General features: G+C 42.1%; 13 protein-coding genes. 10 read left to right on the top strand and 3 right to left on the bottom strand.

Annotated elements, in window-relative coordinates; genetic code table 11:
* Positions 1 to 32: 32 nt before the first annotated feature.
* A complete protein-coding gene (locus BW986_RS20545; RefSeq protein ID WP_076370240.1) occupies positions 33 to 782 on the bottom strand; it encodes a sulfite exporter TauE/SafE family protein in 750 nt (249 codons plus the stop codon).
* 818 nt (positions 783 to 1,600) lie between these two features.
* Between BW986_RS20545 and BW986_RS20550 the strand changes: the two genes are divergently transcribed.
* Positions 1,601 to 3,016: a LysM peptidoglycan-binding domain-containing protein gene (locus BW986_RS20550; RefSeq protein WP_076370636.1), complete on the top strand. Its 1,416-nt coding sequence runs from the start codon at positions 1,601 to 1,603 to the stop codon at positions 3,014 to 3,016.
* 276 nt (positions 3,017 to 3,292) lie between these two features.
* Here BW986_RS20550 and BW986_RS20555 read toward each other — a convergent pair whose 3' ends face one another.
* Complete coding sequence (locus tag BW986_RS20555; RefSeq protein ID WP_076370638.1) at positions 3,293 to 3,877, bottom strand: LysE family transporter; 585 nt, start codon at positions 3,875 to 3,877, stop codon at positions 3,293 to 3,295.
* A gap of 103 nt (positions 3,878 to 3,980) precedes the next feature.
* On the opposite strand from BW986_RS20555, the gene BW986_RS20560 reads away from it, so the two are divergent.
* The 7 genes from BW986_RS20560 to BW986_RS20590 all read left to right on the top strand — a co-directional run bounded on the left by BW986_RS20560 (position 3,981) and on the right by BW986_RS20590 (position 15,803).
* Positions 3,981 to 4,535 (top strand): helix-turn-helix domain-containing protein, encoded by a 555-nt coding sequence (locus BW986_RS20560; RefSeq protein WP_076370242.1) that lies wholly within the window; start codon positions 3,981 to 3,983, stop codon positions 4,533 to 4,535.
* A 1,067-nt stretch (positions 4,536 to 5,602) separates the two neighbouring features.
* Complete coding sequence (locus BW986_RS30845) at positions 5,603 to 8,413, top strand: bifunctional metallophosphatase/5'-nucleotidase (protein WP_260320914.1); 2,811 nt, start codon at positions 5,603 to 5,605, stop codon at positions 8,411 to 8,413.
* A 53-nt stretch (positions 8,414 to 8,466) separates the two neighbouring features.
* Positions 8,467 to 12,798 (top strand): endonuclease, encoded by a 4,332-nt coding sequence (locus tag BW986_RS20575; protein ID WP_076370246.1) that lies wholly within the window; start codon positions 8,467 to 8,469, stop codon positions 12,796 to 12,798.
* 299 nt (positions 12,799 to 13,097) lie between these two features.
* Positions 13,098 to 13,760: an L-serine ammonia-lyase, iron-sulfur-dependent subunit beta gene (gene sdaAB / locus BW986_RS20580; RefSeq protein WP_076370248.1), complete on the top strand. Its 663-nt coding sequence runs from the start codon at positions 13,098 to 13,100 to the stop codon at positions 13,758 to 13,760.
* A gap of 40 nt (positions 13,761 to 13,800) precedes the next feature.
* Positions 13,801 to 14,676, top strand: a complete 876-nt coding sequence (gene sdaAA, locus BW986_RS20585; protein ID WP_076370250.1) for an L-serine ammonia-lyase, iron-sulfur-dependent, subunit alpha — start codon at positions 13,801 to 13,803, stop codon at positions 14,674 to 14,676.
* Positions 14,677 to 14,968: 292 nt separating this feature from the next.
* Complete coding sequence (locus tag BW986_RS31420) at positions 14,969 to 15,115, top strand: YuzK family famiily protein (RefSeq protein WP_464683590.1); 147 nt, start codon at positions 14,969 to 14,971, stop codon at positions 15,113 to 15,115.
* 160 nt (positions 15,116 to 15,275) lie between these two features.
* Positions 15,276 to 15,803, top strand: a complete 528-nt coding sequence (locus BW986_RS20590) for a DinB family protein (protein ID WP_397222816.1) — start codon at positions 15,276 to 15,278, stop codon at positions 15,801 to 15,803.
* Positions 15,804 to 15,961: 158 nt separating this feature from the next.
* Here BW986_RS20590 and brnQ read toward each other — a convergent pair whose 3' ends face one another.
* Positions 15,962 to 17,302, bottom strand: a complete 1,341-nt coding sequence (gene brnQ, locus BW986_RS20595) for a branched-chain amino acid transport system II carrier protein (protein ID WP_076370252.1) — start codon at positions 17,300 to 17,302, stop codon at positions 15,962 to 15,964.
* Positions 17,303 to 17,583: 281 nt separating this feature from the next.
* Here brnQ and BW986_RS20600 point away from each other — a divergent pair, with 281 nt between their 5' ends.
* Together BW986_RS20600 and BW986_RS20605 are read left to right on the top strand one after the other, a co-directional pair.
* Positions 17,584 to 18,108, top strand: a complete 525-nt coding sequence (locus BW986_RS20600) for a hypothetical protein (protein WP_081395728.1) — start codon at positions 17,584 to 17,586, stop codon at positions 18,106 to 18,108.
* 28 nt (positions 18,109 to 18,136) lie between these two features.
* A complete protein-coding gene (locus tag BW986_RS20605) occupies positions 18,137 to 18,367 on the top strand; it encodes a hypothetical protein (RefSeq protein WP_076370256.1) in 231 nt (76 codons plus the stop codon).
* The last annotated feature ends 212 nt before the right edge of the window (positions 18,368 to 18,579 follow it).

Here is an 18,579-nt window from a genome sequence, read left to right on the forward strand (position 1 = left end):
GTTTCAATGAGAAATCAGGCTTTTATTGGTTTTCAGCCATGGGGTAGCAATAATAGTACACCTAGCGCAATGATGATAAAGAATAAATAGCTTTCGAATTTCTTCGCAGGAATCCGCTTATTCATGAAGATTCCGAGACCTGTGGCCAGTAATATGGCTGGGATGGAATAAACGTAGAGAATTAATGAATCGGCTGTCCACAGTCCGCCTAGCGCATGCCCCATCACGACAAGGATTCCGGATATAAGAAAATGGGCTTGCAATGTTCCGCGGAATCGATCGGGATTCCATCTTCTTAAAGTTCCATAGACGACGACCGGGACTCCATTAAAGTTATAGGCGCTGCCAAGGACTCCCGACGCAAAACCGAACGGCCATACCCAGCCCTTAGAGGTGAGTAACGGTTTATCCACTGCCTGGAAAAGTTTTTGCTTAAGAAGGGAGTATCCTCCATATGCCATCAAAAAAACACCGAGTGCAGAAGTAATGATCATCGAAGGTGCGTAATGGAGCAAAGCGAGGCCGGCTGGTATGCCGATGACCGTTGAAAGCGCGAGCCTGATTAATACCGAACGTTCGATATGACGCCATCCGCTAACGACGGTTAGTGAGGCAACGGTAAGACCTGCCAACCCAATCAGGGAAACCGAAGTATTAAGCGGAATGTGAAGTAAGGCAAGCAGGGGCATGCTGACTATCGCTTCACCGAACCCGAACATCGTCCGCATCAAGGCGCCGATAAAGACTGCACCTACCACCAATATGATGCTGCTGATCGTCATTATTTAACCTCCTGAAGCAAAAATTCATCTTCTGTAATTATACCATACTAATAGGGTTTCGGTTTGGCGGAATCTTGATTTGAAACGGGTTATTTCGGGCTTTTATAGCTCTTTGTGACGCGTTTGATATGTATTTTGATGGAGAGGTACACAGCACTTGCTTTCGTCGCTTAGGAGTCAGGAATGAGGCTGAAAAAGCGGGGGTGTATTTTGAAGTGTTGATTTATTTTGATGTGAGGGTTTTCTAACAGATTAATAGAGGTAACGAAGGATTGTTTGTTACTGGCAATACTTTTTAGGGAAGCCTTTTTAATTTAAAGAAAAAGTCATAGCCTTTCATTGGATTCGAACCAAGAAAGGCTATGATTGCGTTCACCTTTTATCAAGTTTAGCAGATAGATAATCGTTTGGAATCAAAGTTCATAAAGAAATAATATGCACAAGAAATTTTGGGTGAATGGTGAAACTCTTAAATACGAAAGACTGCCATATGGCGGTCTTTTTTCATTTTAATGAGATAAAGAGAGCTCTTTAAAAACAAGACTAGATTATCCTTAGTCAATGATCACCAGCTTTGCATGTAACATCTCTTGGTCGGACTGATGCAATGTCCCTGTCATTGGGGGATTTGTTCACCTCTTTTCCTCTACCGTAATCACTACCTTGTTTAAGAATCCGGGCCACAATGAGTAACAAAAATGATACGCAATAAGAGCGAAAAAACTAAGAATACTGGAATGTTGAACGCAAAAAACATATTAGCGCTACCTGGGGAATAAAATGAAGGGAATATTTTGAAGGAAAGCGGGGCAGTGCATGTGAAAATCCATGTGGTGAATAGGGGGGATTCTTTGTGGGGAATTTCCCAGCAATATGGTGTCAGTATCAACCGGATTGTTCGGATCAATGGACTTGAAAATCCAGATAAGCTGGTGATTGGCCTAGCTCTTTTGATTCCTGAACCTTATCTTCAGTACAGGGTTCAGCAAGGGGATACTCTAAATAATATCGCAAATCAGTTTGGAATTACGGTACAGGAAATCATGCAAACGAATCGCATCACAAATCCTTCCGCCATCTATCCAGGGCAGAGACTAACCATCCCGGTTATTTATCATACCGTAAGGGAACGGGATACCCTTTATGATATAGCAAGACGTTATGGAACGACGACAGTTCAAGCCATTATGCAGATGAATCGGATTACAGATCCGTCCAATATCCATATCGGACGGATCATAAGGATTCCCCAGAAACCAAAACCGATCATTGAAGTAAATGGTTTTACAAACGTTTACGGGCAAGCCGGCGCGGAGCAGGTACGTGAAGTAGCCCACCATTTGACTTACGTAAGTCCATTTGGTTATAGAATGAGGAAAGATGGCAGCTTAGAGGTCATAGATGACACCCCGACGATACGGGCGGCACAGTCGACTGGCGTCATACCCATGATGTGCATAACGAATTTTTCCGCGACGGAAGCGGGAACTCAGCTTGCACATACGATACTTTCCGATTTAAATTTAGTGGAAACATTATTAACCAACGTCATAAAAACGATGAAAGATAAAGGGTATCGTGGGTTGAATATCGATTTTGAAAGTGTAGCACCAGAGGACCGTGAGTTCTATAATCGCTTTCTCCGAAGAGCAGTGGTTCGATTGCATCCTGAGGGCTACTTTGTGTCATCCTCCCTTGCCCCAAAAACTAGCGGCAATCAAAAGGGAGCATTGGTTGAGGCACATGATTATCCAGTTCACGGACGGCTTCTCGACTTCGTGGTGCTGATGACATATGAATGGGGTTACCGAAAAGGGCCGCCGCAGGCAATCTCCCCCATTAATGAAATAAAGCGTGTCCTTGACTATGCCGTAACGGTGATACCAACAAATAAAATCTTCATAGGATTTCAAATTTATGCACGGGACTGGCTTATTCCTCATGAAGCGGGGCAGGAAGCAGAGACTTTCGACATGCAGGAAGCCATCAGACGCGCCGTCCAATATAATGCTGAAATAAAATATGACGAGACAGCCCAATCACCTTATTATAGGTACAAAGATAATCAGGGACGCACACATGAAGTTTGGTTTGAGGACGCACGCAGTGCTAAAGCCAAATTCGACCTGGTGAAGATTTACAGGTCAAGGGGTCTCAGTTATTGGGTACTTGGTTATCCTTTTCCCCAGAATTGGGAACTGCTTGGGGATACATTTATTGTACGGAAACTGTAGGGTGTTTTGTTACGGCAAGGTGGATCACATAATTGATATAGTGATGGGCAGCTTTTTTTATAAAGCTGTCCATTTTAGTGATTTCGAAATGCACTTCAAGATTTACAGGGTTTTTATAACAACGTTAAAAACCGTTTGGAATCTGAGTCGATAAAGGGACTTAATCGAGGACGCCATATTGAAACTTTGAATGAAAAAAAATGAATCCAAAAGGCCGCCATATGGATTGAAGAAATATGCGAGACTCCTGCCGAAGTCGCGCAACCGGTTACCCTTTTAGTGTACAAGAATCGAAATGGCACTATACACTAATAACAAAGCCATGACTACATTAAACTGACTCCTATATTTTGATAAAAACGTTTGAAAAACCGAACCGAACATACTCCAACAGAACGTACTCATAAAACCGACAAAAGCCAGAAATAATGAAAAGAATAGTAAGCTGAAGTTTGAAGAGTGATAAGGAAGGATGAAGGTCGATATTGCCGTGATGCCATAAAGGATACCTTTTGGGTTTATGAATTGTAAAAGCATGCCCGCTATAAAACTGTTGTTCCTGTCATCATTATCGTCCTTAGATTTATTTGAACTTGAAATGATTTTTATGGCCAGATATAGCATATAGATTGCACCTAGGATAGTCATGATAAATTCGATCTTCGGTATGGAATTTTCAAGCAAAACATTAAAATAACTACACAATAACATGATTACAAAAAAACCGGCTCCTACCCCGAAACAAAATTTAATCGTCTTTTTTAACCCGTATTTGTTCGCAAATAACATGGCCATGATGTTATTTGGACCTGGAGTGAAACTTGTAACGAAAACAAATAGCAAAAAAGATAGTAAATGCATGGTTGACTCTCCTTTGTATGCTATAATGACCAAAAGTGACATTATAACGACTTCCTTTTTATTGTACAATGCCGACGTTATATTGTAAATAAGGAGCATTTTTATGGAAGAAATAAATTTTATTATTGCTAACAATTTAAAAGCCATCAGGGAAAGTAAGAAATTAAGTCTTGAAAAGGTTGCTGAATTAACTGGAGTAAGTAAAACGATGATCGGACAAATAGAAAGAGGGGGATCGAGCCCAACGATTACAACAATCTGGAAAATAGCCAATGGATTGAAGATTTCATTTTCTTCATTAATAAATAGCCCGCAGCCGGATACAAAAATCGTATTAAAAAGTGAAATTCAATCTTTATCTGAAGATAACGGCAAATATCGAGTTTATCCCCACTTTCCCTTTGAAGATGAGAAGCGCTTTGAAGTATATTCAGTCGAGATAGAAAAAGGCGGATTCCTAAGTTCCGATTCGCATAGGGAAGGAACGGAAGAGTACATAACTGTTTTTGAAGGGGAACTGACTGTACGTGTAAATAACGAAGAATATACAGTAAGGAATGGCGATTCTATCAGATTCAAGGCTGACAGACCGCATGCCTACCATAATTCAGGGGAAACGATGACTCGATTAAGCATGATCCTCTATTATCCAACTTAAAAGCCTGTATAATAAGGTTGATCCTCTATTCGATCAAGCATAATTTGAGTATCGGCAAGGCACTTTCCTCAAGCATTACCGTGGGATTTACAAGGGCATCGTAACTGATGCTCTTTTTTTGTTTTTTTTTGATGGTTTGCAAAATTACGTTGATTTCCACTCCAGGCACTCGCTTTCCGCGGGCGGTCCGGGAGCCTCCTCGGCGCTTTTACGCCTGTGGGGTCTCCCCTGGACTCGCTTTTCCCGCAGGAGTCTCGCGCCTTCCGTTCCAATCAAATTTGTTTGAAAAAGATAGAACTGCTTTTGTCTACAAACTAGATAATCATTGTTTGCCAACAGTTTTTATGAAGGTTTGCAAAATGGGAACGTTGATTTCCACTCCAGGCACTCGCTTTCCGCGGGCGGTCCGGGAGCCTCCTCGGCGCTTTTACGCCTGTGGGGTCTCCCCTGGACTCGCTTTTCCCGCAGGAGTCTCGCGCCTTCCGTTCCAATCAAATTTGTTTTAAAAGATAGAACTCCTTTTGTCTACAAATAGATAATAAAGGAGGTTCGGAATGCTCTCACCCCGACCATTATTTTAAAACAAGACTAAAATATCATTAATGTTATTTACTATAATCATCATAGGATGGAAGAAATTTGCGACACTCCTGCCGAATTACAGGCTGGCCGAGGCCCTTACAGTCTGGGAGAGATTTAAATCTCTCTCTTTTTTTGCTTTTCGACAAATCGGGTATAAAGACCATGAGTGGTCACTAGGTAAGTAGAACTAATTTACCATTAAATCATTTTATCGATATATCATCTATCGAATAGTGGGTATTTTGGGGTGGATATATTGATAATATTCTGTTAATATTCCATGTTGTATTGTAAATTTGTTTTAAAATTGGATTATTTTGTTGTAATATAGGAGATACACGGATCTTTAGAGGAAAAAAGTAGGGTGGATTTGTGTATGGGTAAGTAAATTTGTCGGGATTCAATTTTTGGAAAAGCGTGTCAATTCTATGGATAAGTTAGCAGAATGTTATGTCAGTATATAACTTATGGGGGGACTAACTATAATGGGGAAAAAGAAAATCGTAAAAATTGCATCAGCTACCATAATGGCTGCGACAACGATCGTAGCGGTAGCACCGGCACCTTCTGATGCTGCCACTAGCCTGAATAGTAAAATCAAAACGGCCAAGGCCGCCATCAAAAAACCATTCGATACCTATTTCTACACTTCTAAACTCGCTTCAGTGTCCACTGTTGAAAAACAAATCAAATCTGCAAAACAAGCAAAAAAGGACATCAACTCTACCATTAAAAAATCAATGTTAAGCAAAAAAGAAAAAGATGCCAAATATAAAGAAATCGAAGCTTATGATAAGTACATCACTCGTTCAGAAGGTTATGTAAAAGGATATAAAGCGGCAGAGAAAGCAAAAGCTGCACATGGCAAATCGATTGGCACCCTTACGAATGCAATCGTTGCCAAGAAATCAGTTGATATCAGGAATCAATACGAGGCACTGGATAAAGCCGTGAAAAAGGCAGATAAAGATATTAAAGATACCGTTTACGGTGCGAAAATCGAAAAGCTTTTATACGATAAATTCACCAAATCGACCAAAACAGCTTTGAACGGTGACCTGAAAGTTCCGTATTACTATGAAAAAGCTGCTTACTGGGTGAAGAAGGGTGATTTAAAGACTGCGGACAAGCGGATGCAAACCGTTTCTTCGCAGTTGAAAAAGGTCAGCAAAACATCCAAGCTCGGAAAAGCCATACACGCCTATGTTAAAGAAGTGAAAGGTAAGTATGATGATGCGGTATATGCAGAAAAGAAAAAAGAAGTGGCAAAACGGGTCAATGCCTATGTAGCTCTTGCCAATGGGGAACTTAAAACGAAAGAACAGATAAATGCGGCAAAAAAGGCGAAGGCAGCCATTAATTTAAATGGAATCAAGGAGTCGGACCGAAAGGAATTCCTTTCGAAAATGGCATTGGCGGATAAGAAAGTCGCTGCAGCCGAAGAGGCCTTGAAAAATCCAGCGAAGGCCATCACCCTTTCCTTGATGCATACGAATGATACGCATGCCCACTTGGACAATGTGGCAAAAAGGGTGACGGCTGTTAAGGAAGTGCGTAAGAGTAAGCCTCAAGCTCTTTTGGTGGATGCTGGTGACGTATTCTCGGGAACTCTTTATTTTAATGAATTCAAAGGGCAAGCCGATCTTCGCTTCATGAATTTAATGAAATATGACGTCATGACGTTCGGGAATCATGAGTTTGATTTGGGATCAAGCGCCGAAGGGCATCAAGCTTTGGCTGACTTCATTAAAGGGGCACAGTTCCCATTTGTCAGTTCGAATGTCGACTTCTCCAAAGATGATAAGTTCAAGGGACTATTCTCGGACTTGATTTCAAGTAAGCCAGAGCAAGGGAAGATATACAATGGAATCGTAAAACAAGTGGATGGCCAAAAGGTAGGGTTCTTCGGGCTTACAACTGAAGAGACGAAAGATATTTCAAGTCCTGGAAGTATAGAATTCGAGAACTATCTTGAAGAAGCCGAAAAAGCGGTCAAGGCGTTCAAAGGCATGGGAGTCAATAAGATCGTTGCCGTATCCCATATTGGTTACGATGACAATGCGGCTTATGACAATGATTTAACATTGGCTGCCAAGGTCAAGGGCATCGACGTGATCGTGGGCGGACATAGCCATACGCAGTTAGACGCCCCCGTTGTTGTTGACAAAGATGATAAAGGGAAAACGAAAGAGCCGACTGTCATCGTTCAAGGTTATCAGTATAGCGACTATTTAGGAACGATCGATGTGGAATTCGATAAGGATGGCAAGATTGTCGGACAAGCCGGTAAGCTGATTAAGCTTTCTGAAAAACAGGATGATACCGAAGCGGCAAAAGTGCTCGAAACATACTCCTCTAAGATTAAGGAGCTGAAGGAAACGAAGACTGGTGCAACAGCTGTGAAAGCCCTGGAAACGCCGCGTGATGCAGGGGATGAAACGAAGCCGAGCGTTCGTAAAAATGAAACGGAACTGGGCAATTTAATTACGGATGGAATGCTAAGCAAAGCGAAAGAATTCAATAAGGAAACGGTCATAGCCTTCCAAAATGGGGGTGGCATCCGCGCTGGCATCGATCAAGGTGAGATCACTTTAGGGGAAATCCTGACCGTTTTACCGTTTGGGAATACGTTAGCGACGATGAAGCTTACGGGAGCAGAAATCAATGAAGCATTAGAGCATAGTGTAAGCCTCGCTCCTAAGGAAAATGGCGGCTTCTTGCATGTTTCCGGAATGAAATTCAGCTACGACAGTTCGAAGGAAGCGGGAAATCGTGTCACAAAGGTTGAAGTCCTTGGACAAGATGGAACATATTCCGAATTGGATGCAGTGAAGGAATATGTCGTGGCGACCAATGCTTTCACAGCCAAGGGCGGAGATGGATTCACCGTTTTCAAGAAGGCTTATGAAGAAGGAAGGGTGACGGATATCGGACTCGCTGATTGGGAGAATTTACGGGATTACGTAAGCGGGCTGAAAACAGTCGATCCAAGCATCGAAGGACGCATCAAAGATGTTGCCGGGAGCAATACAGACCCGACTGTCGTATTGGCCAAAGACTTTGGCGGAACGGCTGATGCCCCCAAAACACATGAAGGTCATGTAGTTGTGGACATCACGGATATCGCTTCATTGGAAAATGCAGTGGTTAAAGGGAATCTTACATTAACGGGAACTCCTCCGGATAACTTTACTTTTTCACAGGTTACTGTCGAGGGTAATTTGGATTTATCGGGACTTAACGGTAAGACCGTGAGCATGAGCGGTGTCACGGTGAATGGCGAAACCATTTTTTAAGCGGCATTCAAATGATTCCTTGTCTGTGAAAAAAAGTTGGAGGGGTTGAGATCTTGAAGAAGAACGGGATAAGCAAGCTTTTCTTTGCCGTGCTGATCGTGCTTTCAACGGTTTTGCCAAATGCAGCCGCTGCAAAAGCGGAAGGGACAATATCGGTAATGGAAGCGATTAATAATAACAGCGGAACGGCGACGGTGAAGGGATATATCGTCGGTACAGCTAAAAGCGGTACAAGCTATCAGCAAACATCGCCTTTTACTGAAAGTACGAACATAGGTATTGCGGATAGTCCGGATGAAACGGATGTTAAGAAAATCATGCCTGTCCAGCTTCCAGCCGGAAATATCAGAACGGCATTGAATTTGGTCGAACATCCGGATTTACTTAAAGCGCAGGTGACGATTACGGGGAAGCTGGAAAGGTACTTTTCAGTACCCGGGCTGAAATCCGCAACGGATTACACGATCATCACTGATGGGGGAACAACTCCTGAACAGCCTGATGTGAAGGTTCTTGACTCCATTGCCGAGGCGCGCACGAATACTGAAGATGTAGTGCAGGTCGATGGAGTGGTCACCACCGGGCTTGGTTATTGGGGAGGAAAAGGCTTTTATATCCAAGATGAAACGGCTGGGCTATATGTTTATGGTTCTTCGTGGCCTGCAGATGTAAAGCAAGGAGATAAGGTTACTTTAATCGGAAAAGTATCCGCTTATAATAAGGAATTGCAAATCCAGCCAACCTCCCTTGAAGTGGTTTCTTCCGGGAATGAACTTCCTGAAATCCAAAAAATTGATGCATCCGGCGTCAATGAAGAAACACAAGGTGAGCTGGTCACCATTGAAAAAGCGACCATTACAGAATTGGCGGCATCGGGAACATACGGAACATTCGAATTCAAGGCGGAAGATACTGAAGGGAAATCTGTTATCGTTCGCCATGATAACCGGACCGGTTCGAGTTATGAAGATTTCGTGAGGAACTATAAAGCAGGGGATGTCATTTCCGTAACCGGGATCGGGTCGAGGTTCAATGACACGTATCAGTTGAAGCCGCGTGGCATTGAAGATTATGAACTGGTGAACAAACCAGCCGTTTACACGGATATTTTCCCTGGTACGGTTAGTGAAAATACAAAAGTATCACTTGAATCTGGCTGGGAAGGAGCGAAAATCCATTATACGCTGGATGGATCCGCACCGACGTCTTCAAGTGCCTTGTACACGGAGCCTATCATTTTAACGAAAGATACTGTCATCAAGGCAATCGCTGTCAACGATAAGACATCGGAAGTTTTCACTTTTGCCTATACCGTTACCAAAACCAATGAAGTGAAGATTCGTGACATTCAGGGGATGAATCATTTTTCATCATATGAAAATCAACTCGTCTCAGGTGTGGAAGGTGTCGTCACTTATGTAAAGGATGCGAATAATTTTTATATGCAAGATCCCAACCCGGATAAGGACTTAACGACTTCCGAGGGAATACTTGTGTACAACAAAGCACATGGTCTGAAAGCGGGAGATCATGTCAAAGTGGCAGGTAAAGTTGCTGAGTGGTATATCGAAGGATACGCTGAAATGAAAACGACGGATCTGCCAACAACTGAATTGACCAATACGACGATTGAAAAGCTTGGCACTGCAGCGATGCCAGAACCGATCGTCATTGGAAAAGATGTCATTCCTCCTTCCGAGAACATCGATGATGATAGATTGACAGATTTTAATCCGAGCGAAGACGGCATTGATTTCTACGAGAGTCTGGAAGGAATGCTTGTGCAAGTATATAACCCGAAAGTGGTCGCTCCTCAAGACTATGGTGAATTGGTCGTGATTCCAGGGAATATGGAAACGACGACTGCAGTAGGGGGCGTCAAAATAACGGAAACGGATTTCAATCCTGAAAGAATTACCCTGGATATAAATGATGAATCATTTGCAGCGAAAACGGGTGATTCCTTTGAAGGCTCGGTCACGGGTGTGATCAGCTATGGTTATAGCAACTATAGGGTAGTGAAGGATAAAGACCAGCTTCCTGCGATAAAGGATGGCGGTACGGCCCGGGAAGTGACATCCTTAGAGAAGGATGCTGATAAGCTATCGATCGCTTCCTATAATATAGAGAATTTTTCCACTCAAACAGCTAATTCTAAAGTCGAAACGATCGCAACATCCATCATTACCAATCTTAAACAACCCGATATCATCGGCGTAACGGAAATGCAAGATAATGATGGGGCAACGGATAGCGGGACAACGGATTCTGCTCAAAGTGCCAAGAAGTTAACCGACAAAATAAAAGAGCTGGGCGGACCGCAATATCAATACATCGATATCGCTCCAGAAGATAAACTTGATGGCGGGGCACCCGGCGGGAATATCCGTGTAGGCTTTTTATATAATGCCGACCGTGTCAAATTGACTGAAGGAACGAAAGGAACGGCAACACAGTCCGTTGCCTTCAAGGATGGAAAACTTACCTTGAACCCTGGACGAATCGAGCCTACCGACCCCGCCTTCACTTCAAGTAGGAAGCCTTTAGCCGCTCAATTCGAATTTAAAGGCGAAAGCGTAGTGGTGGTGGCCAATCATTTTAATTCAAAGGGCGGTGACCAGCCATTATTCGGCAAAAACCAGCCTCCTGTCCTTTCAAGTGAAACGCAAAGGCTTCAAATTGCCTCCATCGTCAATCGGTTTGTCAGTGATATTAAGTCACAGGATGCCAAAGCGAATGTCGTCTTGCTTGGAGACTTTAATGATTTTGAATTTTCGGCACCGCTTAAAACATTAAAGGGCAATGATCTAACCAATATGATCGAGAAAGTCCCTTTTGAAAAACGATATTCTTACACATATCAAGGCAATTCTCAAGTACTGGACCATATCCTTGTATCGAATAATATGGCCGAGGCGACAAAAGTCGATATTGTCCATATTAACTCATCCTTCATGGAAGTTCATGGAAGAGCAAGCGATCATGACCCTGTACTGGTCTCAACCTCTTTATCTGGATCAGGCGGAGTCGAAACTCCTGCTCCAGAAAAAACGTATAATTTAACAAACGTTAAAACAAAAAGACTTACGATTGCTTCGCCTAGTGTTTTGATCGATCTTGACGAAACATCCAACATCGAAGAAGGTATCTGGTTAAAAGGTTCATATGCTGTACTCAAAGGCCTTGGGCTGGAGAATGCTGCTGTGACGATAAAACCGGATAAGGAAGGCGCAATCATTGATTTTGGAGGCATGGCGGTGAAGGAAGTCATCATCGATAACGCCAATGTAAAAGAAATCAGGGGCGCTGAAAACGTTCAGAAGTGGTCGGTAACAGAGGGTGTCGACACATCGAATATCAAGTTTTTCGATTCAAAGGGGGAAGCGATTGCTTCCCCTTTCGACCCTAAAGAAAATCATGCACCAGTCGTAACGAAAAACTTGGAAAATCTTGAAGTGAAAGCAGGTTCCAAGGTCACCATCGATTTGAGTGAGCACTTCTCAGACCCAGATGGAGATGAACTAACCTTTTCATCCACTATCGGTACGGTCACCGGCCAGACATTGACCCTTCCTGCAAATGAAGCTGGAACATACCTTGTCGCAGTCAAGGCCGAGGACCGGCAAGCGGAAACGGTAGCCCGTTTCACGTTGACCGTATCGAATGAAAAGCCGCTGGAAGCTTATTACGAAACGGCTGCAGGGAAAACGGGAACGGAATTGAAAGCGGTACTGCACTCGATCATTAAGGGGCATACGATGTTATCTTATGATCAAGTGTGGAATGCCCTTAAAGAAACGGATGAAGACCCGGTGAACAAACAGAATGTCATCTTGCTTTACTCTGGAAAATCCATCTCGAAGAACGCGAATGGGGGCAATACCGGACAATGGAACCGTGAACATGTTTGGGCAAAGTCCCACGGTGACTTTGGGACAAGCAAAGGTCCCGGGACAGACCTTCATCACCTCCGTCCCGCTGATGTGACAGTGAATGGCAAACGGGGCCACCTTGATTTCGACGAGGGCGGTCAAACATATAGTGGATGTGAATGTAAGTTTGATTCAGATTCATGGGAGCCGCCAGATCATGTTAAAGGGGATATAGCAAGGATGTTATTTTACATGGCGGTCCGGTATGAAGGAAACGGCGAGCTTGATCTTGAATTATCCGATACAGTCAATACGTATCCGAAGCCGCTTCATGGAAAGCTATCGACACTCTTGAAATGGAATGAACTCGATCCAGTCGACGATTTCGAGAGCCATCGCAATGATGTCATTCAAGACTGGCAAAATAACCGCAATCCATTCATCGACCATCCTGAATGGGCATCCGAAATTTGGGGTGCCGCTAAATCCATCGATGAGAAAAAGGCGAGTTAAAGCGGAGATAGAAGGGAAAGCAGCCTGATGGCTGCTTTTTTCATGCTTTTCTACAAATTTAATGATCGAAAGTTAATTATCTCAATATACTGAAAAATCAATCATTTGTTTCGCGTTAAATAATATAGATTTTGGTAGGTATGTTATGTAATATATGTTAATATGGGGTATGCAATGAAAGGGTTTTCATTGCAGGAATGATAAAAATATTTTAATATAGTAATTACGCCGCTTTTTGATCTTCATTCATCCTTAAAAGACGGTTAAAAAATATATTGCCAGAAATGGGGCATTACACGATGAAATACAGATCTGCATTCGATATAATCGGTCCCGTCATGATTGGACCTTCAAGCTCACATACAGCAGGAGCTGCCAGAATTGGCAGAGTAGCAAGGACATTATTCGGAAAGCAACCGAAGAAAGCCATTATTTCTTTATATGGTTCTTTTGCAAAAACATACAGGGGACACGGTACGGATGTCGCTGTCGTAGGCGGGATATTGGATTTCGATACGGATGATGAACGAATCCCTGCCTCTTTAACGATAGCGGAAGAAGCCGGCATGGAAGTTTCCTTTACAATCGAGGATACTGTGATGGATCATCCTAATACAGTCAAGATCAGACTGTTCGACGAAGATAAAGAATTGGAACTAGTTGGGATCTCGATTGGCGGCGGAACGATAGAAATAACGGAATTAAATACGTTCAAGCTTAAATTGTCGGGTGAAAACCCAGCCATTTTAGTCGTGCATAACGATGTATTCGGAATCATATCTTCCGTTTCGACAGTATTGGCTAACCATGAAATTAACATTGGACATATGGAAGTTTCACGAAAAGAAAAAGGTCAAATGGCCCTCATGGTGATTGAAGTCGATCAGAAAATCAAGAGCGATGTCATGAAGGAAATTGAAGGATTGGAAAACGTGTCGCAAGTCATAAGGATGGTTGAATGATAATCATTAAAAGTGTTGGCATAGATATGGAGGTAAAAACATGTTCCGAAATGTAGCAGAGTTAGTAGAACTTGCTGAAAGTAAAAATGTAAAAATCGCGGAAATCATGATTTTACAAGAAATGGAATTCTCAAGCCTGTCGAGAGAACAGATCATTGAAAAGATGGACAGGAATTTGACAGTTATGGAGCAAGCGGTGGAAAGAGGTCTGAAAGGTGTGCAATCAGTAACTGGCCTAACGGGCGGGGATGCCGTTCTTTTGCAAAATTATATCAAGTCGGGCAAGGCGCTCGCAGGCGATTTATTATTGGATGCCGTCAGTAAAGCTGTTGCAACGAACGAAGTGAATGCAGCAATGGGAATGATTTGTGCCACTCCGACTGCAGGTTCGGCAGGCGTTGTTCCTGGTACATTATTTGCCGTGAAAGAAAAATTAAACCCGACCCGGGCAGAGATGATTGAATTTCTTTTCACTTCCGCTGCATTCGGATTCGTGGTTGCAAACAATGCTTCCATTTCTGGAGCGGCTGGTGGCTGCCAAGCAGAAGTGGGCTCGGCAAGTGGCATGGCCGCAGCTGCGATAGTAGAAATGGCCGGCGGTACACCAAGCCAAGCCGCAGAAGCGATGGCGATCACATTGAAAAATATGCTTGGACTGGTTTGTGATCCAGTGGCTGGATTGGTTGAAGTTCCTTGCGTGAAACGTAATGCAATGGGTGCTTCCAACGCGATAACGGCAGCTGATATGGCGCTTGCAGGCATTACGAGCCGCATTCCATGTGACGAAGTTATCGATGCCATGTATAAAATAGGATTGACCATGCCGGTTGCACTTCGCGAAACGGCAGAGGGCGGACTGGCTGCAACTCCTACCGGACGCAGATTAGCAAAGGAAATTTTCGGTTCATATAAATAAACACTTAGTCCCATTAACAACAGGTTTGTTAATGGGACTTTTAATTTGTCTTCAACCTGCTCATTTTGTAAGTGAAAAAAGGAAATTAGAGGAAGATGGAGGGATTTGGCGTTTATGGACACGGTGATGGAAACAGCTGTTGAAAAATCTGAATTATCAGTGAATATGGAGTCATAGCAACTTTGTGAGTTATCACTAACAATGATAAGATGAGTACGAAATTTACTATGGGAAGGATTGATTCTTCATTAATTTTCTCGAATTAACGTACACGTCGGCAATGGAAAAAGCGATGTTTCAGGCTCATGGAATCGGCTATGCACTATATGCTCAAAAACTGGAGCAACGCATGATGGTTGAACAAGAACGGGAACAGGATTATCTAAAAAGCAGGCGTATAACAGAGGAGATGAGAGCCAATCTCTTTTTGGGGAGTTAATTACGATCTACGATATCGATGACATAAACGAAACAATCAGGAACAAGCGAAAGAGCAATCTAAAAAGATTGCTCTTTTTGCCCTGATCTCAAAGGTAATTTTTCCATTTAAAAGAAGGAAACAACAAGTTTAAATAGAATGTACGTTCATGAAGAGGAGGATGATCTTGGTGGAGAGAAGAGCATTAATGGTATCTGCATTACCGGGATATGAAGCGGAAATTGGGCGGTGGTTATGGTGTTTAGAAGATGTTCGCCGTACGCTTATAGCGGAATTGACTGGAATCAGCCAAAATTTACTCGATTCGAAAATCGATGAAAGGCAAACGATTGGCTCGTTGTTATATCACATAGCGTTGATAGAGGCAGATTGGTTATACGAGGAGGTCCTTGTAACGGAATGGGATTCGGAAATACGCGCGTTGTTTCCATTTGGATGCCGTGCTGAAGATGGCTCCCTAGCCCGCATTGAAGGACAAACATTAGAAGAACATTTCTACCGCCTCAATAAGGTACGTGAAGTATTTCTTTCAAACTTTCGCACAATGGACCTAACGGATTGGCGTAAACCGAGGGTACTTGAACAATATGACGTCACACCTGAATGGGTCGTTTACCATTTGATTGAACATGAAGCACATCATAGGGGCCAGATTTTTCAATTGCTGAAGAAATTACGGAATGAATGACTCCTGCCGAATAACAGGCTTGCATAGAGAAGGGTTGGCAGACAGTCGTCGGAATGGGGAAATCAACTGAACGTTTTGCAAAGAAAAAAACTGTAGGCAAACTCGCTTTTCTTCGAATTTGTCTACAGTCAAATATGCCTGAACCGGTTTTATATCATTTAATGTATTTGGTGATTATGACCGAATTTGGACCGTAAGACGCTGCTGGCATACCCAATGAATCCTCCGACAATGGCAGGGATGATCCATCCTAGTCCTGCCTCATACATAGGAAGTATTGTGGTGAAGAAATCATTGATGAATGAAATGTGTACACCTGCTCCATTTAATCCTTCGAATAAACTGACGATGAATGTTAAAAGTAAGCTGCCTTGATAAACTTCAGATCTGCCTTTAAATAAAGGATGAAGAAATGTTAAGAAGATCAAAACAATGGCTAATGGATAAATGGCTGTCATTACCGGCACAGATATGGCAATTAACTGAGTTAGTCCAATATTGGCAATTATTGCACTGAATATGGATAAACTTATGGCAATTGTTTTGTAAGGCAGGTTTGGAAATAGCTTATGGAAGTACGTCGAGCAAGATGTAATGAGTCCTACACTTGTCGTTATACAAGCTACTGTGATCATTAATCCTAATAATAGCCCGCCATATGCTCCAAAGTAATAATCCGAGACTTTTGCCAAGACAACGCCCCCATTATCCAAGCGTCCAAGTTCTCCAACGCTTGAAGCACCCATATAAGAGAGAGCTGTATAAATGGTAGCAAGGATAACGGCCGCAATCGCAGTCGCTTTTCCACAAACGATCATTATTTGTTTTTTTGTTTTAGCACCCTTTTCTTTGATGGCATTAATGATGATGATGCCAAAAACAAAAGATGCAAGAGTGTCCATCGTTAAATAACCTTCTCTGAACCCATTGAAAAATGGTTGAACCATATAGTGTTCGGCAGGTGCTTGAAAATCCCCAATTGGATTAACGAAAGCGACTACCACAAGGATTCCTATGAATGTCAACTTGATGGGTGTCAAAACTTTCCCCACAATTTCGACAATTTTCGCAGGATTGAGCGAAAGAAGGCACGAAACTGTAAAAAAGATGATGGTGAAAATAAGTAAAGGCAGTGGACCTGAATCTTCAGGTAAAAAAGGTTTTACACCGATCTCAAAAGAAACGTTTCCTGTTCTAGGCATTGCGAATAATGGACCAATGGCTAAATAAAGAACGGTTGTGAATACAATACCAAAGACTGGATGGACACGGCTCGCTAATGATTGTAAGTCATCTTTTCCAGAAAAACCGAGTGCCAGCACACCAAGTAATGGTAATCCCACTCCTGTGACCAAAAACCCTGCATTGGCTGACCAGATATTCGTACCTGCTGATTGACCAAGCATTGGCGGAAAAATTAAATTCCCTGCCCCGAAGAAAAGGGCAAATAACATGAACCCAATCACAACTATAAATGATGATGGTACCTTATTAGACAAAATAAACCCTCCGAAAAAACCAAAATTTGCTATTTTAGAAAATTATTAAATTTTCTAAAAATTATACACAGACTAATTTCAAGACCGTATCGTATTATATCTAAATTAAATTAATATTTCAATATATTTTTTGTTTTTTATTATTTCCCCTGATGATCAGTGGTCCGCCCTTACCTTATTTTGAACATTTAAAGGCTGCTCATACTAAAGAAATTCATTTTTAAACAAATGAAATGTAAAAAGGAAATGAGGGAGTTGACATTAAAAAAATTCTTAGCTTTTTGTTGTTAATCGCAGTATTTTTCGGTGCAGGTGCATGTAACAAGGAAGTGGTCAAGGAAAACGGTGAAGTTATAGGGGGGATCCCTGTTAAAGAGGGAAATGCGGTCAAATTGAGAGGGGCAGAAAAGTTATTTAAAGGCTATTATACTGCACGATATACCATTAAAGATCCGGCCAATCCTCCAACGTTTGATGAAATTGCAGAAAATATTAAAGGATATTTATCAGAAGATGAATATAATGCCCAAATTCTTAACCGTTTTTATTCAATGCCTGCACTGGTAGCCAAAGAAATCAAGAAAAGCATTGAAGTGCAAAGTGTGAAGCTTGAAGAACAAAGTATAAATGAAGATGGCACAGTGGATTACACATACACAACGGTATTTAAGGTTTATGACGAGAATTCATCCAAGATTTATAAGAAAGAAGGAGAGCTCACGATAGCCATCATAGATAGTGAATTAAAAGTCACTCGTGATTGGAGCAGAGGGATAAAGATTGACGGTTTAGACGGCGGACTTTAGAGTGGAAAAGTTAAGGCGGTGTTTTATAATGGGATCAGTTTTTGAAAAAATAATGGGATTGTTCTTTGAAAAACGGAAACAAAGTAAAAAAGATGTTTTCTTACTAATTTTCTTATTCGGGCTTCCTATAATAAGTATGGTTGAGTTTATCACGGATAAGGACTTATTTTGGTTAACTAACATTGTGTTAATTGCAATCATTGTTCTATCGGCATTCATATATTTTGAAGGAAAAAGAAACAGGGAAAATGATAAATAAAAACCCAAATCTCGTGGAGTATGGGGGCAGAAATGCTATTGATTGCCAGCTAGGGATATCTATAGAGGAATTGATCAATCTAATCCTTGAGACCTGAAAAAGGTTTCAGTTTGTCAAGTAAAGGGGGGCGGAATGGTCATCCCGATCCGACTGTTTTATGAATCCCACATTGGATGAAGAAATTTATTAGTCGCTTCTGCAGAACCGGGACG

Origin of the sequence: Peribacillus simplex, assembly GCF_900156045.1 — a bacterium.
GTDB classification, from domain to species: domain Bacteria; phylum Bacillota; class Bacilli; order Bacillales; family DSM-1321; genus Peribacillus; species Peribacillus simplex_D.